A 21516-nucleotide genomic window follows, 5' to 3' on the forward strand; every position below is an offset into this window, starting at 1 on the left:
GAAACAATGTCTTCGACCTACGCCGATATGGGATCCTGCTGAACCTGGAGGTCATCCAGCGTCGTGAGGGCGAGCTGGCCAAGGCCGCGTAACTTCAGGTGGAATTGAACCGTTTGTTGCTCTAGCGCGCCTCGTAGGCATCTTCGAGAAGCGTGGCATTCCCTGGTTGGAAGGGCGCAACGACTGCTTCACGGATGAAGAGCTCGAATCCGCGCGGCTGATCGCCATGTCGTACGATGTGAATGCCACGGTCTTCGCGGGGCCGCGGGTGGGCACGACCTACGACATGTCCGAGGCGTGCAAGCGTTGCGGCGCCGGGGCCCGGCAGACATCCGCCATGATCATCGACGGCGAGTATCTTCATCGACTCGAAGGTCGCCGTGCAGCCTCGACGAGTTACGACGACGTACTCGCCGACGAGAAGCTGGCCCGCACGCTCGCGGAAAGTGGCCTGACCGGGATCTCGTTTCGAGGTGTCTTCGCAGCCTTCGAAAAGAGGGGCCACATTCAGCTTCCCTGGCGGCAGCTCTGCGCTGCGCACACGATGCCGCCGCTGTCACCACGTTCGACCGGGATCGTACCCTCCGAACTCTGCGCTTGCGGGCGGAGCGGCTTCGATACGCCCTCGGAGATCCCCACCCGCCTCGTCTACCGCGCCTCGGACCTGGTCGACATTCACGACGTCAACGTGACCTGGGAATGGTTCGGCGATTCGCGCTTCGACGGCGACGTGAGGGATGCTCTCTTCCCGGCCCCCTGGTTCCTCGTCACCCCGAAGATCTGGCGCATCTTCCAGGGCGCAGGCGTCACCGGGTTCGACTGGCTCCCGATCCGCGTCGTCGACGACGAATAACGCGGGCAGACCTGCGCGCCCGTGCTGCCATCCCTCGTCGTTACAGCCAATCCCGAAAGAGATAGGCCGCCCAGGAGGCAGCCCGCTCCCACGGGGGACGTTTTCCCCAGCTCGTCCGGGTGACCTCGTGGCAATGGGGGAGGTCCGAGAGGAACATGGCCTCCATCGCCAGCGCGAACCGCTCGTCCTCGATGATCGCGTTCGCCTCCAGGTTCTGCCGCAGCGATTGCATGTCGAGGTTGCTCGACCCCACGGTCGACCAATGCCCGTCGACGACCGCCGTCTTCGCGTGGAGGACGCGGCCCGTCCATTCGTAGAGGCGCGCGCCGGATTCGAGGAGGCGCCCGTAAATCGAGCGCGAGGCGTGCAGGACCGCCGGGACGTCCGTCGTGCCGGCGACCATGAGCCGGACGTCGACGCCGCGCTTGGCCGCGTCGTTGAGCGCGTGGAGGAGGCCGAGCGAGGGGAGGAAATAGGCGTTCGTGATCCAGATGCGCCGCTTGGCGCTCTTGATGGCCGCGCGGTAGGCGTCGCGGATGCTCGCGCGGCCGCGGTGCATGTCGCTCGTGATCACGCGGACGCGCGGATCCGCGCGGCGACCCGAGACGCTGTAGCGCGGCTCGTCGATCGCCGGGCCCTTGGCCTTCGTCCAGGTGCGCAAAAAGAAGTATTGCAGCTCGAGCGCCGCAGGGCCCTCGAGCGCGAGGTGCGTGTCGCGCCAGGGCGGGGCGCTGGTGATGTCCTTCGGCGCGTAATCGCCGCAGATGTTGATCCCGCCGGTGAATGCGATGTGCGAGTCGACGATGAGCGATTTGCGGTGGTTTCTCCGGACGACGTGGCGCAAGAGCTTGCGATTCTGGAGCGCCATGCGCACGGGGCGAAACGCGACGACCCGCACGCCCGCCTCCTCCAGGGACGCGACGTAGTCCCCCGAGACGGACGAACCCCAGGCGTCGTACAGGAGGTTGACCTCGACGCCCGCGCGCGCGCGCTCGGCGAGGGCATACGCGAAGGTCTGTCCGACGTGGTCGTCGCGCAGGATGTACGTCTCCAGGCAAATGGTGGAGCGCGCGTGCGCGATGGCCTCGAGCATCGCAGGGAAGGTCTGCGCGCCGTCGTGGAGGAGGCGCAGCCGGTGGTAGCCCACGACCATGTCGCAGAAGGCCGGCGTGCGAAGGAGCGTCGTGGGCGGCGGCACGGCGTCGATGGACAGGATGGCGTCGACGCTCGGAGAGAGCGGCAGACGATCGCCTCGGCTCAATCGCGGGTCCTTTCGAACGCCCAGCGTAGCGCAGAATCAGCCCGCGGGTCCCTCGTCGAGCGCCGACGATCGCGGAGGCGCGGGCGGCGCGACGACCGCGCGATCTCGTCCTGCCGTCTTGGCCGCGTAGAGCGCCGCGTCGGCGGCCTCGAAGAGCGCGAGGGGCAGGGGCGCGGCCGCCGCGTCGAGGTCGGCGAGGCCGATCGACACGGTCGGCGCGCCGGGCACGGCGCGCAAGGACGCACGGATCCGTTCGGCGAGCTCGACGCCCTGCACGGCCGTCGTCTCCGGCAAGAGCACGGCGAACTCGTCGCCGCCGTACCGCGAAGGCAGGTCGATCGCGCGGCAAGATCGGCGCAAGGCCTCGGCGACGGCGTGCAGCGCGACGTCGCCGGCCTCGTGGCCGCCGCGGTCGTTGATCTCCTTGAGGTGGTCGACGTCGAGCAGGAGGAGCGCGACGGAGCCCTCGTACCGCGCGAGGCGCGTGATCTCCTCGGCGAGCCGCGTATCGAGGTGGCGCCGGTTCGAGAGGCCCGTCAGCGGGTCCGTCATGCTGGCCTCGGCGAGCGTGTCCTCGCGTGCGCCGAGGGCGCGACCGAGCAGGACGAACACGAGCAACGAGGTGAACACGAGGTAGCCGAGGGTGACGGGATCGGCCTTGGCTTCCGTGACGAGCGAGGCAGGCGTGGGCGGCGCGCCGGCGAGGAGGGCGCGGAGCACGAGCAGGCCGAGGGGCGTGCCGAGGGCGAAGAGGAGGCCGAGGACGGGGAAGACCCGGCGGCGGGGCCAGCTCTCGGGGACGCGTAGCCATCGCATCGTGGACCCTGGTTGCCTGGAAGATCTATGCCGGTGTGGCGCGACGAGGGTGCTGGGCGCATGGCACGGGCCGTGTTAGGCCCGTGCCGCGTAGAACAAGGAGAGCGACGGATTATGCACAGGATTCTGGTTGGCCTCGATGCTTCCCCGCGGGCGAAGGACGTGCTCGAAGCGGCGATCGACCTCGCGCGGCGAACGAACAGCCGGCTCATCCTGATGCGGGCGATCGGGATCCCGGTCGAGCTGCCGCCGGAGGCCTACGCCTTGCCGCCGGCGTCGCTCGAAGGGCTGCTCGAACAAGAGGCGCTGCGTTACGTCGAGAAGGAGCTCGAGCGCGTGCCCGAGGAGCTGCGCGGGCCGGTGCGGGTCGCCGTGGGCACGCCGTGGCAGGCGATCTGCCAGGCGGCCAAGGATGAGAACGTGGACCTCATCGTGATCGGGTCGCACGGGTATCAGGGGCTCGATCGGCTGATCGGGACGACGGCGGCGAAGGTCGTGAACCACGCAGACCGATCGGTGCTCGTGGTCCGGCACGGCGAGAAGCTCACGTCGTGATGCAAGGCGTGCGGCTCCGCGCAAAGGCTGCGCCGCACGAGGTTGCTAGGGCTTCGACTGGATCGAGGCGATGCCCGTGTCGACGTAGCGGGCCTGCGCCTTGGCGCCGGTGAGATAGGTGTCGTAGCCTTTGTTGCCGCGCAGGTAGCGCTCGTAAAACGCGGTGACGTAGGCGCGGGAGAGGGCGTTCACCGTGGCGTTGTCGAGCGTGGGCATCTTGCACGCGCTGCAGGCGACGCCGCAGGTCAGCGTGTTGTCGACGAAGCCGACGTGGTTCGCGCCGTTGATCGTGACGGCGAGGCTCGGCGAGGTGGTCTCCGCATAGAACGTGATGAAGTTCTCCGCCGCGGGCGCGCACGCGGGCTGGAAGCCGCCGCTCATGCCGTCGAGTGTTTCACCGAGGAACCCCGTGGGTTTGTCGATCGGGAGCTGCTCGCTCACGTCGATGCACGCGGGCGCCGTACACATCGGGTTCGGGTCGATCGGATTGCTGGGCGCGCCGTCGACCGGATCGAGCACGATCGAAGCCTGAAAGCGATCGTCGAGCTTCGCCGCGTAGATCGCGAGCTTGCCGCCGAGCGAGTGGCCCGTGGCGCCCGCGAGCTTCGTGTCGCCCTGGAGGCTCGGCTTCGACTCGACCCAATCGAGGGCGCTGATGATGTTCTGCGTGGCCTTCGTGTTGTCGTTCCCCAAGAACGACGTCGGATAGTCGGGCGTGACCGCGACGTACCCGAAGCTCGCGAGGCGCTTCAAGTAGCCGTAGTACTGGCTCGCCGCGATCTGGAAGCCGTGCGCGACGACGACGACCGGGTAAGGCCCGCTCGAAGGGCCCTCGGTGGGATACGCCGCGTGCATCGGCACCGTGTCGCCGGTCGACGCCTTCCACTGCTTGTCGTCGATCTCGGCGATCGTGAACGGCCCGTCCTTGTTCGGATCGAACACCGGCATCGGCGTGCCGCCGCCCGCGCCGCCTTGCCCCGATCCACCCGCGCCGCCCTGGCCCATGCCACCGTCACCGCCGGTGCCACCGTCGCCGCCGCTGCCGCTGCCGCCTGGCCCCGATGTGCCCGATCCGCTCCCCGTCGGCCCCGTGATCGTCCCTCCCGTGAGACCGGTGTCACCCCCGCCCGTGCAAGCCGACGTGAACACGACGCCTGCAATGCCCAAGACAATGCCGAGTTTCTGCATGAGACGGGCGTAAGCCGACGCCGACGGAGCGTCAACGCGGTCACCCGAGGATGCAGGGGCGATCAGGCCGTGAACTCGGTCGTCATCTGGATGCCCCAGTTCGTCGGGGGCCGGACCGCATAACTCAGCGCGAGGACCTCGATCAGCACGATGCGATAAATCTCGTGCACGTCGTCGACGTCCACCTCGCTCGCGTTCGCTTCGAGCGCCGCGTCGACGTGCTCGTGGACGAACGAGAGCACATCGGGCTGCTCCATCGCGATGACGTCGTCGGAGTCGACCGCCTCGGCCGGATCGGCCATGCGGAGCTGTTCGTCGAGCTTGAGCGACTCTTCCACGCCGGCGAGCGCGAGGGGCGTGACCTCCGCGAGCTCTTCCCCAAAGACGTTGTCGAAGGCGAGCCAGACGGCGAGCGTCAGGAAGTATCCGAGCGCGAGCGCGGTTTCATCGAGAGGCCCGCCAAGGACCTGCGCGATCCGATCGGCCATCGCAGGCTGCGTCTGCTCGAAGCGGGCGAACGCTTCGTCGAGCTTCTGCCGCGCCTCTTCGTCATCCTCCGCGAGCTGCTCCTCGACCTCCGAGAGGGCCCGTAAAGGGACCTGCGCGAAGGACGGTACCGGACGGATGGCAGCGCGGCGGACCCACACGGCGGAAACCTAGCACACGGCGACCTGGCGTTCTCGCGACATCGTCCACGGTCGCCAGGCGGACGTTAGGGCGAGAGCAAGCGGACGCTGCCGCCCGGGACCCATCCCTCCGTCGCGCCCCACCGCACGTGAACGAGCCCGCCGCGCACTTCGCCGACCTCGACGGCGTGCGCCTCCGGGATCGGATCGCCGCCGAGCGCCGTGCCGTGATCGTCGACGAGGTGGACCTCGGGCACGACGATGACGCCCGCGCGCGTCGTGAGCCGAAGCCTGCGCGCGGCGATCGTGAGCGGCAAGAACACGAGGAGGAGCACGAGCGCCGTCGGCGCCATGATGCGGCCCGCGACGGAGAACGCAGCGGCGCGGCTCCGTCGGAGGAAGAGGCCGATCGCGAGGAGGATCGATGCCGCGAGCGCGAGCAAGCTCCATGCGCGCTCGGACGCGAGGCCGAGGACGGCACGATCGAGCGTGGGCCGCACCGTCGTCGCGTCCTTGCCGTGCCGCGCGCGCCTCCGCACGACCTCCGCGCGCACGAGGTCGAGAGCGTGATCGGCCTCGATGTCGGAAGGACGCAGGCGGAGCGTCTCCTCGAAGGCCGCCGCGGCGCGGCCGAGATCCCCGGGTCGATCGGCGCCGGCGCGCACGCGCGCGACATAGGCGAGGCCGCGGCCGAAGCTCGCGTCGGGGTGCACGAAGCCCATGTCGGCGAGGGCCTCGAAGCGCTCGATCGCCGTGCCGTACGCGCCGCGGCCGAGGGCCTCGGTGCCCTCGTGATGGAGTTCTTCGGGCGTCGCCGCGCGCGCGACGCTCGCGGACGCGAACCCGAGCACGAAGGCGATCGCCGCGGCCTGCCCGCGCCTCATCCCCGCGCCCTCCCGGAGACGGCGAGGAGATCACGCACGACCGCGCGTCCGCGTGTCGAAAGCTCTTCCAGGCTCGACGCGCTCGCCCCGGGATCGAAGCGAAGCGCCGAAGCCTCGTCGAGCAGGCTCCGCGTGCGCGCCGCGAGGTCTTCGGGGACGCCCGCGTCTTCGAGTTCGGTCGCGAGATCGTCGAGCAGGATGCCGCGCGATTCGAGCGTGGTCGCGGCCTTGATTGCGTGGTGGATCGCGCGCTCGACGGCCGCCGAGAGGGCCTTCGTGTCGCCTCGCTCGCGGGCTTGATCGGCCTCGTCGAGCGCGACGTTCGCGAGGCGCTCGGGCGAGGAGGCTCCCGCGGCTCTGCGGGATCGGAGGCGCCGCGCGCCCGCGGCCGCAGCCGCGAGCATGCCGTACGCGAGAGGCGGCGCGGCGATCACGACGTAAAGGCTCGCGCCGTCGAAGAGGGGCGCGGAGGGCGCGACGAAGGCGCCGAGCGTAGCGCGCGGGGCAGGGAGGGTCGCGAAAGGATCGGCCTCGCCCTTCGGCGCCGCGGGATCGGCGCCGGGCGCGGCGCTCGGGGAAGCGCTCGCGGACGACCGAGGATCGGGCGCGGCGGAGGGCGTGACGTCGACCTTGCCGAGCTCGACGCTCGCGACCTCGTACTGCTTCGACGAGGGATCCCAGTACGGGAGATTGATCTTCCCGAGATCGACCTGGCCCGCCTCCTGGATGCGGACGACGTAGCCGAACGAGCGATACCCCGCGATGATCGCGCCTTGCGGGCCGATCGACTCGCGCTTCTCGGGATCGAGCCACTCGACGCCCGTGCGCGCCGGCACCGCGAGCGTCTGCGGGAAGTTGCCGTTGCCCTTCACCTGCACGCTGACCGCGATCGATCCGCCCTGCGTCAGGCGGCGCGGCTCGACGGTGGCCGAGAGCGAGAACCGACCGACGTCGCCGAGGACGTAGCCCGGCGGGCGGCCCGCGCGCGGCGGCTCGGTCACGCGCACGACGATGTCCTCGCTCGACCGATCGACCAAGCGGCCGACGCGTTGGCCCGAGAATTTGATGGTCATGGGGCCGACGTGCAGATCGCCCGTGCGGACCGGGAAGAGCGCGACGCGATCGATGAGGCGCGCCATGTACGTCTTGCCGCCGGCGCGCGTGCGGAACGGCGGCTCGAAGCCGGGCGTCGAGATCATCGACATGCGGATGAAGTCGGTCATCGACGCGTCGTGCGCCGGCGCCATCTCCACGTTCACGCGCTGGTAGACGTAAAACGACACCGTCACCTGCTCGCCGACGACGGCCTCTTTCTTGTCGGCGCGCGCATGCACGAACACGTACGGATCCGGCGCGGTCTTGAGCTCGAGCTTCTCGTCGAGCGCGGGCTGCGGCTCGTCGTCGTCGTCGTCGTCCGCGAAGGGATCGTGGCCGCCGCCGAACCCGAACTGCCCGAAGATCCCAGGGCCGCCCGGCAAGAGGAACGGGCTCTGCGGCCTGCGCGAGCGGCCCGTCGAGGGGACGACCTCGACCTCGACGGCCTGTCCGGAGAAACGTTTCCCCGACCAGAGCACGCTCGGCGCGGGGATCTTCACGCGGCCCGGCGCGTTCGAGACGAGCTGCCAGCTCGCGTCGATGCCGAGGCGCGTGTTGCCGTTGATCGAGACCATCGAGGTGCCGACGGCCGGGCCGCCCTGGATCGTGGCGCCCGCGGGCGGCGCGAGGCGCGGATCACTCGGCATGGGCTCGCCGGGTGGGACGAGCGCGGAGAGCTGGATCGAGAAGGGCTCGCCGACCTCGACCTTGCGCGCGCTGACGCGGGTCGTGACCTGCGGTTCGGCGTGCGCGATCGTTGCGACAGAAACGATCGCGGCCTGCGCGGTCAGAGCCCACGCGAGCGCCCCGGCCCTCACTTGTCCTCCATCACGCGCCCGCGCCGCGTGCCGGCCTTCATCTTGGCCTCCTGCTCCTGGTAGGTCGGCGCCTCTTCGAAGCGATCGAGGATGCGATCTTCCTGGCCCGGCTGGGGCTCCGGCGAGGCTGGTTGCGGCGGCGGAGGCGGCGACTGTCCGCCGTCCTGGCCCGCATCCTGGCCCGCGTCCTCTCCGCCGTCGCCACCGCCGTCGTCGCCCGCGTCTTTCCCGCCGTCGTCGCCTGCGTCCTCGCCCGCGTCGTTGCCACCGTCGTCGCCGCCGTCGGACCCGTCCGAGCCATCGGATCCATCGTCGCCGTCGGCGCCATCACTCGCGTCGTCGCTGCCGTCCTGGCCTGCGTCCTGGTTCGCGTCTTGATCGGCGTCCTGGCCCGCGTCCTTTTGGTCCTCGATGCGGCGCAGCGCGATGGCGCGGTTCCACGCGGCGTCGCGCCCGATCCCGTCGGCGGACGCGTCCTCGGGCAAACCCGGGATGAGCGCGAGCGCGTCGTCGTAGTGGCGCACGGCTTCCTCGTACTTCTTCCGCAAGAATTCGAGGTTGCCCGCGAGGTAGTGCGCGCGGGCGCGGAGATCGATCGGGACCTTCGGATCCTCGGCGATCGCCCGCACGACGATGAGCGCGCAGTCGACCTCGAGCGAGCGCATCGCGGCGAGCTGCTCTTCTTCGGGGCCGCCGTCGCTCTGCTCCTCCTCGCCGAAGCGCCGGCCGTACTTCTCCGCGACCGAGAACAGCACGAGGCCGAGATCAAACGAGCCGTTGTACTTCTGGCGAACGGCGTCCGGCAGCCCGAGGCCTGCGTCCGTGCACGGCCCGGTGCCGAGGTAACTTTCGAGGGCCTGCTCGGCCGATTCGAAGCGGCCCGCGTCGAGATCGGCGAGGGCCTGATCGACCGCGGGCGCGTTGCGTTCGAAGGGCGAGCGAGGATCCCACCCGCTGCACCCGGACGCGAGCCAGGTCGCGCCGCCGGCGACGCAGGCGAGCGCGAAGACGGCGATCGCCGCGGTCTTGGCGTGGTCGCGGAGCGCGCTCGATGCACGCGCGGCGCGGGCGACGCGCTCTTTGCGATCAGGCCGGGACACGACGCGCCTCCTTTCGTTTGCGCTCGCCGGCGCGCGGGATCGGCTTCGGCGCGGCCCTCCGGCGGAGGATCCGGAGCGGCGCGTCCGTGATCAGCGCCTCGGCCACGAGCAAGAGGATCGCGAGCCCGAGCGGGTAGTAGTAGACGTCGGCGTAGACCGTCTCGATCTTCTCGGCGAGCTCGCTCTTCATCTGCTTGCGCAGATCCGCGGCGATCCGATCGATCCCGGTCGTGCCCTTGTCCGCCACGATGATCTCGCCGCCGGGCGTCGACGTGGCGATCGCCGCGAGCTGCTTCTCGCCGTTCACGGTGAGCGCCGTCGTGAGGGGTTTTCCGTTCCGGTCCGTCCGGAAGCCGACGACACGGCCGTCCTCGCCGACCTCGGGGATCCGCTCGGGCGTGCGGCCGCCGATCTGCACGACGTGCACCGTCGTGCCCTCGGCGCCGAGCTGGCGCGCGACGCCCGCCGGATCTCCCTCCAGATCCTCGCCATCCGTGACGAGCAGGATGATCCGTTTGTGCTCCGACGATTTCGGATCCCGCTTCAAGAGGTCCCGCGCGAGGGTGAGGGCGCGGGCGATCGCGGTGCCGCCGATGGGCATGTCGTTTGGATCGAGCTGGCGGAGGAACTGCGCGACCGCGGCACCGTCGGCGGTGAGGGGAAAACCCATCGGCTCGCCGGCGAAGGCGACGGCGGCGAAACGCGCGCCTTCGAGCTCCTTCACGAGCCGCGCGACCTCGACCTTCGCGCGGAAGATGCGCGAGGGCTCAACGTCCCGCGCATACATGCTCTTCGAGTAGTCGAGCACGAGGACCACGTCGACGTTCGTCGCTGGCACGAGGCGCGTTCCCTTGCCGTACTGCGGGCGCGCCGCCGCGAAAAACGCGAGCGCTGTGGCCATGACGAGGAGGACGGCCTTCCATGCGCGGCGCACGGAGGGATCACTCGTGCGCAGCGCTTCGATGCGTTCGAGATCGCCGAAGGCTTGCGCCGCGCGCCGCCGGTAGATCGCGCCGAGCGCGAGCAGGACCGCGACGAGGGCGGCGAGGGCCGTGCAGAAGAGGAAGACGGGCGCGCCGAAGATCACGGGAACCTCCGGAGCAGCCACGCCCGAAGCAACGCGTCGAGGCCCACGAGCACGACACCGGGCACGAGCAGGAACGGAAAGAGATCCTCGAACGAACCGCGGCTCGCCTCGAAGCGGGTCTTCTCCAGCTTGTCGAGCACCGCGTGCATGCTCTGCGCGAGCGCCTGTGCGTCGGTCGCGATGTACGCCTCACCGTTCGTGGTCTTGGCGATCCACTTGAGCAGCTCGGGGTTCACGGGGTAACGGCGGCGCACGTACCGCGGCTGGCCCAGGGGATCGAAGCCGTCTTCGACGTCGACCTCGTCGTCGTTGCCGATCTGGATCGTGCTGATCTGCGCGCCTACGCTGGTCGCGAGGTGCGTCGCGTACTGCGGCGAGACCAGGCCTTCCTTGTTGTCGCCGTCCGTGAGCAGCACGATCACCTTCGAGTGCGCGTCGCTCCGGCGGAGGCGCGCGACGGCCGTGGCGAGCCCGTCGCCGATCGCCGTGCTCGATCCGTCGATCACGTCGAGCGTCATCTTGCCGACGAGCTCGCTCAGGAGGTGGTAGTCGAGCGTGGGCGGCGAGAGGACATACGCGCTCTTGCCGAAGACAACGACACCGATACGGTCGGTCTTCCGGCGCGAGATGAAGTCCTGAAGGACGATCTTCGCCGTATCGAGCCGCGTGAGGCGCTTGCCGCGCGGCAGCGTGATCCGGCCTGGCAGGTCGCCCGGCTTGGCGTCGAGGATCGCGCGCATCGAGCCCGAGAGGTCGAGCGCGACCACGATGTCGATGCCTTTGTCGTCGCTGCGCTCGTCGCGCAGGATCGAGATCGGGCGCGCGATCGCGGTGACCAGCAGCGCGACCGACACCGCGCGCAGCACGCCCGGCAGATCCCGGAGCTTTGCGCGCACGCCGCGTGGACCCGTGACGAACGGCAGGACCGTACCGATGCGCAGCCGCGGCGTGCGCTGGTCCTGCCCCGCCGTGCCCCACCAGAGCAGGAAGGGGACGATCGCCAGGCCGAGGAGCAACCACGGCAGCTCGAAGCTCGCGCTCTCCCAGGCGTCACGTCGCGAGAGGAAAGGCCACGCGAGCGCGAGCGCGAGCACCACGAGGGTTTGCAGGAGGACGAGGGCGAACCGTTTCATGCCGACCCTCCCGCAGCTTCCTTGCGGCTCGTGGCCTCCCCGGATCCCGCCTGGGGCGGGGTCGTGTTGCGCACGATCGTGATGCCGCGATCGAGCGCCGCGAGGCAGTCGTTTTCGCTCGGCACGACGCGCGCGAACTTCACGAGGTCGGCTTCTTCGAGGAAGCGCGTGATCGTGTCGAGCCCGCGCACCGGCGGCCGCACGCGCGCGAGCGTCCGCTGCATCTCGTCGGTCGTGCTTTCGAGGCCGTCGAAGCCATACCGCGCGCCGAGGTACTTGCGCACGCAGTCGCTCACGCGGTCGAAGTACTCGTCGTTGCGGCCCTCGGCGATCAGCGTCGAGGCGCGGATCGCTTCGAGCTCCTCGATCGCAGCGATCCACGGCAGCTTGGGCGCCACGTACGGCACGGGCTTCGGGCGACGTGACCAGCGCAGGAAGAGCCACGCGCCGATCGCCGTGAGGATCGCCCCCACGAGCGCGCCCACCGCGAGCTGCTTGGCAAGCACCCACTCCTCGCGTTGCGATCTTCCCTCGGGGTTCGGTCGGACCTTCGGATCGAGCTCGTTCGCGATCGGATCCTCGACCAAGATCGGATGCGGCGCCGTGCAGACCGTGACGAGATCACCGCTCGCGCGCGCCAGCGTGATCGGCACGGGCGGCAGCATCATCACGTTGCGGCCGGGGTTCTTTGGCAGGGCCACGAACGGGATCGAAAGCTTCGTCGTGGAGGACGTCTCGCCCGCCTCTGTGACAGCGATCGGGCCTGCGCCGCCGTCCGGGTCGGGCAGGACGAACCCTGCCTCTTCGAGCGCCTTGTACTGATCGCTGCTGCGCTCGACCCGAACACCGCCGGGCATCACGGTCTCGCCCTTGCCGTGCACGACCGTGATTTCGAGCGGCGCGGCCCAGCCGCTCGTCCCGCGCTCGGGGAAGGTCTCCGTGATCTTCGGCCGGCTCGCGCCCTCGGGGACACGCTCCACGCACGATGCCCACACCCGCGCGCCCGCGTCCGCGTCCGTCTCCTCGGCCAGCGCCGTGCGCGCCGCCGCGAAGGCCATTGCCGCGGCCGCGAAGGCGAACGCCGTGAGGCGCCTCGTCCTCGTCATCGCCGGGCCCTCCTCGCGCGCTTCGCGAAGAGCTGGCGCAGCGGCTCCACGTAGCTCTGGTCCGTGCGGATCGTGACCGTGTCGACCGCGAGTTTCTTGAACAGCTTGTCCCGATCACGCCGCATCTTCCGCATCTCGGCCGCGTATCGCTCCCGCACCTTGCGATCCGAGGTGTCGACGAGCACCTGCTCGCCCGTCTCCAGGTCCTCGAACGTCGCCAAGCCCACGTCCGGCAGCTCCGCGTCGCGTGGATCCTCGATCACCACCGGGATCACGTCGTGCTTGCTCGCCGCGAGCGCGAGGGCCCGCTCGTAGCCGTGGTCGAAGAAGTCGCTCACGATGAACGCGACGCTCCTTCGCTTCTGCACCTTCGAGAGCGTCTCCAGCGCGACCCGCAGGTTCGTCCCCGCGCTCTCCGGCTCGTGCCCCAGGATCTCGCGGACGACGCGCATCACGTGTTTGTCGCCCTTCTTCGGCGGGACGATCTTCTCCACGCGGTCCGTGGCCAGCACGAGGCCCACGCGGTCGTTGTTGCGGATCGCGCTGAACGCGCAGAGCGCGCAGATCTCCGCCGCGACCACGGCCTTCGAGGCCCGCCGCGTCCCGAAGAGCTCGCTCTCCGACGCGTCGACCACGAGCATCACGGTCATCTCGCGCTCTTCGGTGAAGACCTTCACGAAGGCCTCGTTCATGCGCGCCGACACGTTCCAGTCGATCCAGCGCACGTCGTCGCCGGGGTTGTACGCGCGCACCTCGCGGAACGAGAGCCCCTGGCCGCGGAACACCGACGAGTACGACCCCGAGAGCTGCTCGTTCGCGAGGTGGCTCGTCTTGATCTCGATCACGCGCAGCCGCTTCAGGAGGTCCGCGGCGCCGGCCTTCGCGCCGTCCTTCTTGCTCGCCGCTTCGTCCGGCGGGGGCTCGTCGCCGAGCCCGAAGAACGCACGGAGGCGCTCCCCGAAGCTCGGGCCCTTCGTCGCCCCTTTCTTCGTACGGCCGCGGGCCTTCACGGCACCTCGACCACCTCGAACACGCGCCGCACGACCTGCTCGGTCGTCACCTCTTCGGCCTCGGCCTCGTACGTGAGCACCATGCGGTGCCGCAAGACGTCCGGCCCCACGGCCTTCACGTCCTCGGGCGTCACGTACCCGCGGTGCCGCAGGAACGCGTGCGCCCGCGCCGCCAGCGCCAGCGCGATCGAGGCGCGCGGGCTCGCGCCGTATTCGATCATGCTCGCGAGCTCCTTCATGCCCTTCTGGTTCGGCTCGCGCGTCGCGAAGACCACGCCGACGATGTAGTCCTTCACGCGGTCATCCATGTAGACGTCGCGCACGACCTTGCGCGCGCTGACGAGCGTCTCGGGCTCGATGATCTTGCTCGCGCTCGCCTCGATGAGCCCCGTCGTGCGGTCGATGATCTGCCGCTCCTCCGCGCGGGTCGGGTACCCGACCTTCACCATCAGCATGAAGCGATCGACCTGCGCCTCGGGCAAACGGTACGTGCCCTCCTGCTCGATCGGGTTCTGCGTCGCCATGACCACGAAGGGATCGGGCAGCTTGTAGGTCGAGTCGCCGATCGTGACCTGCTTCTCCTGCATCGCTTCGAGCAGCGCGCTCTGCACCTTCGCCGGCGCGCGGTTGATCTCGTCGGCGAGCACGAGGTTCGCGAAGATCGGACCGAGCTTCGAGGAGAACTCGCCCTTCTGGTGGTTGTAGATGACCGTGCCGATCACGTCGGCCGGCAGCAGATCGGGCGTGAACTGGATGCGCGAGAACTTCGCGTGGATCGCGTCGCAGAGCGTGCGGACCGTGAGCGTCTTCGCGAGACCCGGCACGCCTTCGAGCAGGACGTGCCCGCCCGTGAGCAGGCCGATCAGGATCCGCTCGACCATGTAGGTTTGCCCGACGATCACCTTGCCGACCTCGGCGATCAGGTTGTCGACGAAGGCACTCTCTTTCGCGACGAGCTCGTTCAGGGCGCGGACGTCGTGCATGGCATGAACCGGGAAGGTTGTCTGGGCGGGCGTTGCCGCATGGCCGTCGTGGCTCGATCCCGCGCCTCGCGCGCGTGATCATCGTGCGGCGTGCACATAGCAAGGCTCGCGGCGCGTGGACAGGCGCGGCGGCGCCTTTATTCCCGAAAGCGGCGCGCGGCGCTCGCTACATCGCCGAGATCACGTTGAGCACCGCGTTTCCGCGAATCTTGCCGTAGAGCTGCCAGATCTCGATCTTGTACGCGCCCGGGGCCGAGGCGGTGAACTCGATCGGCGGCGCGCTCTGCGGCTTTCCCGTGGGGAGATCACGCAGGACCCGCTCGATGATCACCTTGCCCGAGGGCGACTTGATCCGGACGTTGAACGGGGGATCCGCGTCATCGTCCGAGCGGAAGACGAGCTTGACCAGGTCCCCTACGCGCGCGGGGTCGGTCTTGCAGATCGTCTCGATTTCTCCGACGTTGTCGGTGATGGTCCGGGACACGTCGTTGCTCGTTCAGGCCTTCACGCTCTGATACGTCGCCCGCTCCGCGGTGGGAGCGAGCGACCGACGGACGACATTGTACGCACGGACAACCCCGGTTCGCGAATTTGGGGCGAACCGGAGCCCGTGGTCAGCCCGCCTGCGGCCGCCAGCGCAGCCGCGGCTGCCGCGCCGCGCGAGCCTCGTCGAGCCTTCCGACGACGGTGTTGTGCGGCGCACCTTTCACGAGGGCCGGATCTTCCTGGGCCTCGCGGGCGATGGCCTTCATCGCGTCGATGAACTCGTCGAGGGTCTCCTTCGTCTCGGTCTCGGTCGGCTCGATCATGAGCGCGCCCGGGACGACGAGCGGGAAGTAGATCGTCGGCGCGTGGAAGCCGTAGTCGAGCAGGCGCTTGGCCACGTCGAGCGTCTTGACGCCCGTCGCCTTCTCCAGGTCGACGTCGCTCAGCACGACCTCGTGCATGCACGCCTCCGGCACCGGCGCGGCGTACGTGTCCTTCAGCATCGCCCACAGGTAGCGGGCGTTCAGGACCGCGAGCGCGCTCGCCATCTTGAGGCCCTCGCCGCCCATCTCGCGCAGGTACGTGTAGGCGCGGATGAACATGCCGAAGTTGCCGTAGAACGCGCGCAGACGGCCGATCGAATGCGGGCGATCCCGATCGAACGCGAACGTGCCGTCGTCCTTGCGCACGAGCACGGGGCCGGGCTGGAAGGGCTCGAGGTGCTTCTTGAAGCAGACCGGGCCCGAGCCGGGGCCACCGCCGCCGTGTGGCGTGGTGAAGGTCTTGTGCAGGTTGATGTGGATCACGTCCACGCCGATGTCGCCGGGGCGCGCGTGGCCCATGATCGCGTTCGTGTTCGCGCCGTCGCCGTACACGAGGCCGCCCTTGCCGTGCACGATCTCGATGATCTCGGGTAGGTGCTTCTCGTAGACGCCGAGCGTGTTCGGGTTCGTGATCATGAGGCCGCAGACGTCGTCGCCGCCTTCACGCTCGATCGCGGCGAGGACCTCTTGCGGCGTGACGACGCCGCCGGGGTTCTTCTCGATCTTCACGGCGACGAGGCCGTTCAGCGCGCAGGAGGCCGGGTTCGTGCCGTGTGCGCTCTCCGGGATGAAGACCTTCTTCGGGCTGCGACCCTTCGACGCGTGGTAGGCGCGCATCATCATGAGCCCGGTCAGCTCGCCCTGCGCGCCTGCCGAAGGCTGCAGCGAGCAGGCGTCCATGCCGCTCACCGCGGAGAGCATCTGCTGCACGTGCCACATGACCTCGAGCGAGCCTTGTGCGAGCTCGTCCGGCGTCTCGGGGTGCATCTTCAAGAAGGCCGGGATGCGCGCGGCCCACTCGTTGATCTTGGGGTTGTACTTCATCGTGCACGACCCGAGCGGATAGAGCTGCGAGTCGATGCAGAAGTTCCACTGCGAGAGGCGCACGAAGTGCCGGAACGCCTCGGGCTCGCTCACCTCGGGCAAACCCGCGGCCTCCTTGCGCGCGAGCGCGCCGAAGTGCGCGGCCGGATCGACGTCCGGCACGTCGAGCGGGGAGAGCGAGGCGCCCGAGCGCCCCTTCGTCCCACGCTCGAAAATGGGGGGCTCGCGGAACTTGATTCCTTGCGGTTGAGGTCGTGCCATTTCGCAATCTCGCTCGGGCGAGGGAACGTCCCCGAGCCTCCTGTCAGGGGTTCGCCGGCTCCTCGGGCGCGCCCTGTTCCTTGTTCTCCGAATCCCAGTCGCCGCCGCCGATGTCGGAGGCTCCCGTGCCGCCGATCGACGCGAGGTCCGGGTTCACGTTGCGCTGCTTGACCGCGTCCCAGGGCTCGCCGACCTCGTCCTTGTCGAAGCCGATCTCACCGGAGAACGTGTCGTCGACGTTGTCACCCGCGGGGCGCTTGTACTTGAAGTAGCCGCGGCCGTTCTTCGCCGCGTTGGGGCCGACGAGGCCCGTGGTGTACTCGGTCCACTCGAACTTGATGACATCGCCGGTGGCTTCGCCCTTCAGCTTGCCCCACTTGTCCTTGTGCGGGCGGATCCACTTGCCCTCGACCGCGTTGCCATCCTGAACGAGGTGCAGGTAGCCGTAGAGCTCGCTGAAGTAGACGCCGGTCCAGCTCGCGCCGGCCGGCAGGTCAGCAGGCTGCAAATCCGGGGCTTTGGCGCCTCCCGAGCCACCTGCGCAGCTCACCGTGGAAAGAGGAGCGCTCACGAGCGCCATCGCCGTCACGACCAACCAGAGCGAACGCTTCCATTTCATGGGGCCGGGAGCCTAGCACAGGCAGGTGCGCCCTCGCGCGAGCCTCGAAACGAGAGTCGAGCAAGGAGCGGGCCCACAGAGACCCGATGATCGAGGGCGAGGACCGGGGCACCGCCGAGCCGAGGCGGGAGCTTGGTAGCGCACCGAGCCGTGGTGAGCCAGGCATCGAGGCCAAGGTCCCGGGCACGATCGAGCGTCGCCGTGTCGAAGCGGGCGTGGTCGGCCAGGCAAACGACGGCGCGCGGGTGGATGCCCACACGGTCGAGCGCAGGAAGCAAGCGATCGGGGCGCGCGATGGCCACGAGCAGGCCGACGCAGCGTGAAGCGAGGGAAGCGAGGTCGTAGCGGCGGCCGGTCGCGTCGAGGGCGCCTTCGATCGAAGAGGCGAGCGAGAGGGCGGACGCGGGCAGGGCAGGCGAGCGCGCGTCGCCGAGCGCGACGACGTGATCGGCCGCTTCGAGCAGCGCAGCGGCAGGGGCGCGGAGATCCCCGAGCGGAGGGCAAACGCCGGCGCCGAACGGAGAAGCGCCGTCGAGCACGAGCACGGCATCGTCGAGGCGACGCGGCGAGGTCTGGAGGAGGCCATCCACGACGAGCAAGGTTTTTCCGGACCGTACCGCGAGCGCGAGGGCCTCCGCGCGTCGCTTCGCCACGAAGACGGGCGTGTTCGTGGCGGCGAGCGCGCGCGCCGCGCAGAGCGCGTCATCGCCGACGAGGTCGACGGCGTCCGTCGGCAGGACGCGGCGCGGCGAGGCCACGCGCGCACGGTAGCCGTGTCCGATCAGCGCGACGTCGTGGCCTTCGAGCGCGAGCGCGCGCGAGAGCTCGATCGCGACGGGCGTCTTGCCCGCGCCTCCGAGAACAGCGCCGCCGACGCCGACGATCCGCGCGCCTTCGGGGAGCGTCACGGGGCGCGCAACACGCGCGGCGGCGATCGCGGCCCACGCGCTCGCGAGCGCGCGGCCGGGCAGGGAAGGCTCGATCCCACGCTCGAGGCGTCGCGCGATGCGTGCGCGGAGGGCGTCCATGGGGCTCGCCCCGAACGTAGCGCGCGGCGCGCGGGGCTGCGACGCTGCGCGTTCGCTGTCGACGGCGCGCGCGGGATCGCGTAGGGCAAAAGGCGTGGAGGTTCGTCGATGAAACGTTCGTCCTTCTGGATCGCGGTCTTCGGGCTCTCGGCTCTCGCGTTCGTCACGCCCGCGCGTGCGGACGTGGTCGGACCGCCGCCGGACGACTGCCCCGAGGGCACCGAAGGCGCGACCTGCCACGGCGGGCCTTATTGCAGCCCCGTCGAGTGCACCTCCGACGCGGAGTGTGGCAACGGCGAGACGTGCAAGGACAAACCGCTTTGTATCTCCACGATCTCCTGCGCCGGCCTCTTGCCGCCCGACGCGAACCCCATGGACTACGAGCGCACGAAGGTCGAAAGCCAGTGTCCCGCCGGCAACGAGTGCACCCAGGGCGCGACATGCAAGACGCAGAAGGTGTGTGTCCCCGCGGCGTCCTCCTCGGGCTCGGCGTCGTCGTCCGGCAGCGACGGCGGGTGCGGGTGTCGGCTCGCGCAGGGCGCGCCGCTCGAAGCCTCGTTCGGGGCGCTCGCGCTCGGGGCGCTCGGGGCTGCGACCTTCGCACGCCGCCGTCAACGCGCGGAGGCGGCGTCGCGCGCTTCGCGGCAGCGGCGCGCGTAACCCGAGGCGAGCGCGTCGATGCCCGGCGCGCCGTCGGGGTGCGTGCGCAGGTAGTCGAGCACGAGCCCCTCGCGCGCCTCCTCCGGCGCTGCCCAGTAGGCCCCTTCGAACTCGTAACGCACGCGCGACGCCGCGCCGATGCCGAGCACGCGGCGCAGGTTGATCTCCAGCGACAGCGCTGCGGACTCCGCGGCGAGCGCGCGCTCCGTGATCACCTCGCAGCTCTCGTCCTCACCGCTGCGTGGCTCCACGCGCAGCCCCTCGGCCACGTGCGTGAGCAGGTGCCCGACCCGCGCGGCGGACTCTTCCGTTCCAAGCGCCTCATCGATCAGCACGGCGCCCGACGTCGTCACCGACGACACGCCGATGCGGCCGAAGCAGAACGAGACCCCGCCCTTCGCGAGCGCTTGGTCCCTCGCGCGCGCCCCCGCGGGCACTTCCCCGAGCTTCGCGAGGATCGCCTCGGCCCGCGCGTCGTCCGCGCGAAACCCTGCGGGGCACGTGCTTGCGCGTGGCGTCTCCGACCTGCATCCGAGCGTGAGGCATGGAGCAAGAACGAAGAGAACGAAGAGCACGAGTGCAACGTGAAGGCTGTACGCGCGCGACGTGATGACGCCGCGCTTTCGCGGGCGAACCCCGGGACAAGGTGGGTCTTCTGGGGATCCTGTAAAGAGAATCACCTTGGATCGCTGTCGTCTCCGGTTGCGGTCAGCCGCGCTATCAGCCTACCGTAAGCAAGCGGTCGCGCGATGAACGGAAACCTGAAGAAGCTCGTTCACCACACCGAAGAGGCAGTAAGCTTCGGACTTTCGACCGTTTGCAAGAGGCTCGGCGCCGGCGTGCTGATGCGCGTCAAAGCGCAGGACGTCTTTCGAACGGAGGGCAACGGGCTTTCGGAGGAGCTGCTCCAGTTCGTCTCCCGCGCCACGTTCGACTTTCTCGCGGTGGATGCCGAGCGCACGCCGCTCTTCGTCATCCAGTTCGACGGCACCTCGCACCCGACCGACGTGGCGAGCGTCAAGCAGCAGCAGGAGAACGAGATCTGCCGCAAGCTGCTCCTGCCGCTCGTCCGCGTGCACGCCTTCCACCTCTCGAAGAAGCACCACAGCGTCGAGCTCATGACGTTGATGCTCGAGAGCTGGTTCGCCTCGAAGGGCATGCCGAGCGGCGGGGAGAAATCGCGCTCGTTCCGCAGCGGCGAGATCGATCTCTTCGGCACCGCGGGGCCTGGCTCGACGGCGTCGCTCTCGGCCACCTCCGCTGCTTCCGCGGCGGATTTCGATCCGACCTCGGGCGCGCTCGGCGACGTGCGCAAGAACATCCGCCGCATCTACGAGTCGGGCAAATGCAAGAGCCCCGTCGCTTCGTCCGTGATCGGCGTCGACGCGGCCGGCAACTTCCACGCCGTCGGGTTCGTCCGCGTGACCGACGAGGCCGTGGCGAGCTCGAAGATCGCGATGCGCAACCAGCTCTTCCCCGCGACGACGAACACGCTCGTCGACGAGATGCTCCTCTACGAGCTCTATCAAGAGCTGCTCGAATGCATCCGCGGCCGCGGCCGCCTCGTCTCGCGCGCCGAGCTTGGCGCCACGATCGCGGCCTTCCGCATGCGTTACAAGGTCAAGGCCATCCCGCCGAGCATGCCGCCCGGCTCTTTCTGAGCCCGCCGCGTTCTCGCCCGGCTGGGTTTTTCCTTTCGCGACGGCTTTGCGCGATGTGTTCGCGCGCCGCGAGCGCCCCGTCCGGGGTGCCTCTCCCTTCGCCCACGTGACTCGGGTACCCTCGACGCGTCCGAGGTGACCATGGATTCCCGAGCTTCTGCCCTTCTCGCCTTCGCCGCGGTTCTTTTCGCCGGTTCGAGCGCCTTTGCCCACGCCGTGCTGATGAACCCGCCACCCCTCACGAACGACGACAACGCGAAGAGCGGCCCTTGTGGCTGCTACTTCGGCGCCGGGCCCGAGGATCCCGCCGAAGACAGCTCCGCCTCGGCGTGCCCGGCCTCGGGCTACAAGGTCACCGACCTCGTCGTGGGACAGACCGTCCAGGTCACGTGGAAGGAGACGGTCAACCACAACGGCAAGTTTCGCGTGGCGATCTCGACGAAAGGGATCGACACGGTCAAGCGCGCCGATCTCGACGCCTCGGTGTTTTACGAAGGCAACGACGCGAACTCGCAGTCGGGTGGGCTCGTGAGCACGACGATCACCGTGCCCGACACGCCTTGCGAGAACTGCGTGATCCAGCTCCGCCAGTACATGGAAGGCGCCTCGAAGCCTTATTACTACTCCTGCGCCGCCATCAACATCGTCGACCCGAACGCGAGCGGCAGCAGCGCGTCGAGCTCGACGGCAGCTTCGTCGTCGAGCTCGACCGGCGCAGGCGGCGCGGGCGGCGCAGGCGGCGGCGGCATGGGCGGCTCGATCCCGGACGACGTCGGCCCCGGCCCCGCGCCTTTCCAGGAGAACCAGCCGTCCGGGATTTGCAGCGCTTCGCTTTCGGCGCCTGGATCTCCCGCCGCGCTCGTGCTCGCCCTCGCCGGCCTCGTGGCCCGCGTGGCGCGCAAGAAGACGCGGCGGTGAG

22 protein-coding genes are annotated in these 21516 nt (G+C 69.5%); 5 read left to right on the forward strand and 17 right to left on the reverse strand.

Annotated elements, in window-relative coordinates; all coding sequences use genetic code 11:
* Nucleotides 1-166: 166 nt before the first annotated feature.
* Nucleotides 167-853 (forward strand): hypothetical protein, encoded by a 687-nt coding sequence (locus E8A74_RS13510; RefSeq protein WP_136929402.1) that lies wholly within the window; start codon nucleotides 167-169, stop codon nucleotides 851-853.
* Between the two features lie 40 nt (nucleotides 854-893).
* On the opposite strand, the gene clsB is transcribed toward E8A74_RS13510, so the two are convergent.
* The gene (gene clsB, locus E8A74_RS13515; protein ID WP_232379537.1) at nucleotides 894-2114 is read right to left on the reverse strand and encodes a cardiolipin synthase ClsB; all 1221 of its coding nucleotides are present in this window, start codon (nucleotides 2112-2114) and stop codon (nucleotides 894-896) included.
* A gap of 36 nt (nucleotides 2115-2150) precedes the next feature.
* Nucleotides 2151-2930 carry a GGDEF domain-containing protein gene (locus tag E8A74_RS13520; RefSeq protein WP_136929403.1) on the reverse strand — a complete coding sequence of 260 codons (780 nt, stop codon included), beginning with the start codon at nucleotides 2928-2930 and terminating at the stop codon, nucleotides 2151-2153.
* A 114-nt stretch (nucleotides 2931-3044) separates the two neighbouring features.
* On the opposite strand from E8A74_RS13520, the gene E8A74_RS13525 reads away from it, so the two are divergent.
* The gene (locus tag E8A74_RS13525) at nucleotides 3045-3485 is read left to right on the forward strand and encodes a universal stress protein (RefSeq protein WP_136929404.1); all 441 of its coding nucleotides are present in this window, start codon (nucleotides 3045-3047) and stop codon (nucleotides 3483-3485) included.
* 45 nt (nucleotides 3486-3530) lie between these two features.
* On the opposite strand, the gene E8A74_RS13530 is transcribed toward E8A74_RS13525, so the two are convergent.
* The 14 genes from E8A74_RS13530 to E8A74_RS13595 form a co-directional block, all read right to left on the reverse strand.
* A complete protein-coding gene (locus tag E8A74_RS13530) occupies nucleotides 3531-4673 on the reverse strand; it encodes a poly(ethylene terephthalate) hydrolase family protein (RefSeq protein ID WP_136929405.1) in 1143 nt (380 codons plus the stop codon).
* A 62-nt stretch (nucleotides 4674-4735) separates the two neighbouring features.
* On the reverse strand, nucleotides 4736-5320 hold the full coding sequence (locus tag E8A74_RS13535) for a hypothetical protein (protein ID WP_136929406.1): 585 nt from the start codon (nucleotides 5318-5320) through the stop codon (nucleotides 4736-4738).
* A 65-nt stretch (nucleotides 5321-5385) separates the two neighbouring features.
* Complete coding sequence (locus E8A74_RS13540) at nucleotides 5386-6183, reverse strand: outer membrane protein assembly factor BamD (protein ID WP_136929407.1); 798 nt, start codon at nucleotides 6181-6183, stop codon at nucleotides 5386-5388.
* On the reverse strand, nucleotides 6180-8096 hold the full coding sequence (locus E8A74_RS13545) for a BatD family protein (RefSeq protein WP_136929408.1): 1917 nt from the start codon (nucleotides 8094-8096) through the stop codon (nucleotides 6180-6182). The genes E8A74_RS13540 and E8A74_RS13545 overlap by 4 nt, the downstream gene beginning before the upstream one ends.
* On the reverse strand, nucleotides 8093-9196 hold the full coding sequence (locus E8A74_RS13550) for a tetratricopeptide repeat protein (RefSeq protein ID WP_211365353.1): 1104 nt from the start codon (nucleotides 9194-9196) through the stop codon (nucleotides 8093-8095). The genes E8A74_RS13545 and E8A74_RS13550 overlap by 4 nt, the downstream gene beginning before the upstream one ends.
* On the reverse strand, nucleotides 9183-10283 hold the full coding sequence (locus E8A74_RS13555) for a vWA domain-containing protein (RefSeq protein ID WP_136929409.1): 1101 nt from the start codon (nucleotides 10281-10283) through the stop codon (nucleotides 9183-9185). Before E8A74_RS13555 ends, E8A74_RS13550 begins: the two co-directional genes overlap by 14 nt.
* The gene (locus E8A74_RS13560; protein WP_136929410.1) at nucleotides 10280-11416 is read right to left on the reverse strand and encodes a vWA domain-containing protein; all 1137 of its coding nucleotides are present in this window, start codon (nucleotides 11414-11416) and stop codon (nucleotides 10280-10282) included. Before E8A74_RS13560 ends, E8A74_RS13555 begins: the two co-directional genes overlap by 4 nt.
* Complete coding sequence (locus tag E8A74_RS13565; RefSeq protein WP_170229111.1) at nucleotides 11413-12522, reverse strand: hypothetical protein; 1110 nt, start codon at nucleotides 12520-12522, stop codon at nucleotides 11413-11415. Before E8A74_RS13565 ends, E8A74_RS13560 begins: the two co-directional genes overlap by 4 nt.
* Nucleotides 12519-13382 carry a DUF58 domain-containing protein gene (locus tag E8A74_RS13570; RefSeq protein ID WP_136929583.1) on the reverse strand — a complete coding sequence of 288 codons (864 nt, stop codon included), beginning with the start codon at nucleotides 13380-13382 and terminating at the stop codon, nucleotides 12519-12521. The genes E8A74_RS13565 and E8A74_RS13570 overlap by 4 nt, the downstream gene beginning before the upstream one ends.
* Nucleotides 13383-13528: 146 nt before the next feature.
* Nucleotides 13529-14515 carry an AAA family ATPase gene (locus E8A74_RS13575; protein WP_136929412.1) on the reverse strand — a complete coding sequence of 329 codons (987 nt, stop codon included), beginning with the start codon at nucleotides 14513-14515 and terminating at the stop codon, nucleotides 13529-13531.
* Nucleotides 14516-14681: 166 nt separating this feature from the next.
* On the reverse strand, nucleotides 14682-14999 hold the full coding sequence (locus tag E8A74_RS13580; RefSeq protein ID WP_136929413.1) for a p24 family protein: 318 nt from the start codon (nucleotides 14997-14999) through the stop codon (nucleotides 14682-14684).
* A gap of 130 nt (nucleotides 15000-15129) precedes the next feature.
* On the reverse strand, nucleotides 15130-16629 hold the full coding sequence (gene gcvPB, locus E8A74_RS13585; RefSeq protein WP_136929414.1) for an aminomethyl-transferring glycine dehydrogenase subunit GcvPB: 1500 nt from the start codon (nucleotides 16627-16629) through the stop codon (nucleotides 15130-15132).
* Nucleotides 16630-16672: 43 nt separating this feature from the next.
* Nucleotides 16673-17248 (reverse strand): hypothetical protein, encoded by a 576-nt coding sequence (locus E8A74_RS13590; protein ID WP_136929415.1) that lies wholly within the window; start codon nucleotides 17246-17248, stop codon nucleotides 16673-16675.
* A complete protein-coding gene (locus E8A74_RS13595; protein ID WP_136929416.1) occupies nucleotides 17245-18276 on the reverse strand; it encodes a tetraacyldisaccharide 4'-kinase in 1032 nt (343 codons plus the stop codon). Before E8A74_RS13595 ends, E8A74_RS13590 begins: the two co-directional genes overlap by 4 nt.
* 108 nt (nucleotides 18277-18384) lie before the next feature.
* Here E8A74_RS13595 and E8A74_RS13600 point away from each other — a divergent pair, with 108 nt between their 5' ends.
* Entirely contained in the window at nucleotides 18385-18936 is a 552-nt protein-coding gene (locus tag E8A74_RS13600; protein WP_136929417.1) for a hypothetical protein, read from the forward strand.
* On the opposite strand, the gene E8A74_RS13605 is transcribed toward E8A74_RS13600, so the two are convergent.
* A complete protein-coding gene (locus E8A74_RS13605; protein ID WP_136929418.1) occupies nucleotides 18888-19511 on the reverse strand; it encodes a hypothetical protein in 624 nt (207 codons plus the stop codon). The genes E8A74_RS13600 and E8A74_RS13605 overlap by 49 nt on opposite strands.
* A 174-nt stretch (nucleotides 19512-19685) precedes the next feature.
* On the opposite strand from E8A74_RS13605, the gene E8A74_RS13610 reads away from it, so the two are divergent.
* A complete protein-coding gene (locus E8A74_RS13610) occupies nucleotides 19686-20597 on the forward strand; it encodes a DUF2726 domain-containing protein (protein ID WP_136929419.1) in 912 nt (303 codons plus the stop codon).
* A 141-nt stretch (nucleotides 20598-20738) separates the two neighbouring features.
* The gene (locus E8A74_RS13615) at nucleotides 20739-21515 is read left to right on the forward strand and encodes an SCE4755 family polysaccharide monooxygenase-like protein (protein ID WP_136929420.1); all 777 of its coding nucleotides are present in this window, start codon (nucleotides 20739-20741) and stop codon (nucleotides 21513-21515) included.
* The last annotated feature ends 1 nt before the right edge of the window (nucleotide 21516 follow it).

This window comes from Polyangium fumosum (assembly GCF_005144585.1).
Classification (GTDB): domain Bacteria; phylum Myxococcota_A; class Polyangia; order Polyangiales; family Polyangiaceae; genus Polyangium; species Polyangium fumosum.

Excerpts from the sequence above, each read along its gene's own strand:
- E8A74_RS13520 (WP_136929403.1), bottom strand. The coding sequence starts at position 2,930 with ATGCGATGGCTACGCGTCCCCGAGAGCTGGCCCCGCCGCCGGGTCTTC.
- E8A74_RS13525 (WP_136929404.1), top strand. The coding sequence starts at position 3,045 with ATGCACAGGATTCTGGTTGGCCTCGATGCTTCCCCGCGGGCGAAGGAC.
- E8A74_RS13530 (WP_136929405.1), bottom strand. The coding sequence starts at position 4,673 with ATGCAGAAACTCGGCATTGTCTTGGGCATTGCAGGCGTCGTGTTCACG.
- E8A74_RS13540 (WP_136929407.1), bottom strand. The coding sequence starts at position 6,183 with ATGAGGCGCGGGCAGGCCGCGGCGATCGCCTTCGTGCTCGGGTTCGCG.
- E8A74_RS13560 (WP_136929410.1), bottom strand. The coding sequence starts at position 11,416 with ATGAAACGGTTCGCCCTCGTCCTCCTGCAAACCCTCGTGGTGCTCGCG.
- E8A74_RS13565 (WP_170229111.1), bottom strand. The coding sequence starts at position 12,522 with ATGACGAGGACGAGGCGCCTCACGGCGTTCGCCTTCGCGGCCGCGGCA.
- E8A74_RS13575 (WP_136929412.1), bottom strand. The coding sequence starts at position 14,515 with ATGCACGACGTCCGCGCCCTGAACGAGCTCGTCGCGAAAGAGAGTGCC.
- gcvPB (WP_136929414.1), bottom strand. The coding sequence starts at position 16,629 with ATGGCACGACCTCAACCGCAAGGAATCAAGTTCCGCGAGCCCCCCATT.
- E8A74_RS13590 (WP_136929415.1), bottom strand. The coding sequence starts at position 17,248 with ATGAAATGGAAGCGTTCGCTCTGGTTGGTCGTGACGGCGATGGCGCTC.
- E8A74_RS13595 (WP_136929416.1), bottom strand. The coding sequence starts at position 18,276 with ATGGACGCCCTCCGCGCACGCATCGCGCGACGCCTCGAGCGTGGGATC.
- E8A74_RS13600 (WP_136929417.1), top strand. The coding sequence starts at position 18,385 with ATGAAACGTTCGTCCTTCTGGATCGCGGTCTTCGGGCTCTCGGCTCTC.
- E8A74_RS13610 (WP_136929419.1), top strand. The coding sequence starts at position 19,686 with ATGAACGGAAACCTGAAGAAGCTCGTTCACCACACCGAAGAGGCAGTA.
- E8A74_RS13615 (WP_136929420.1), top strand. The coding sequence starts at position 20,739 with ATGGATTCCCGAGCTTCTGCCCTTCTCGCCTTCGCCGCGGTTCTTTTC.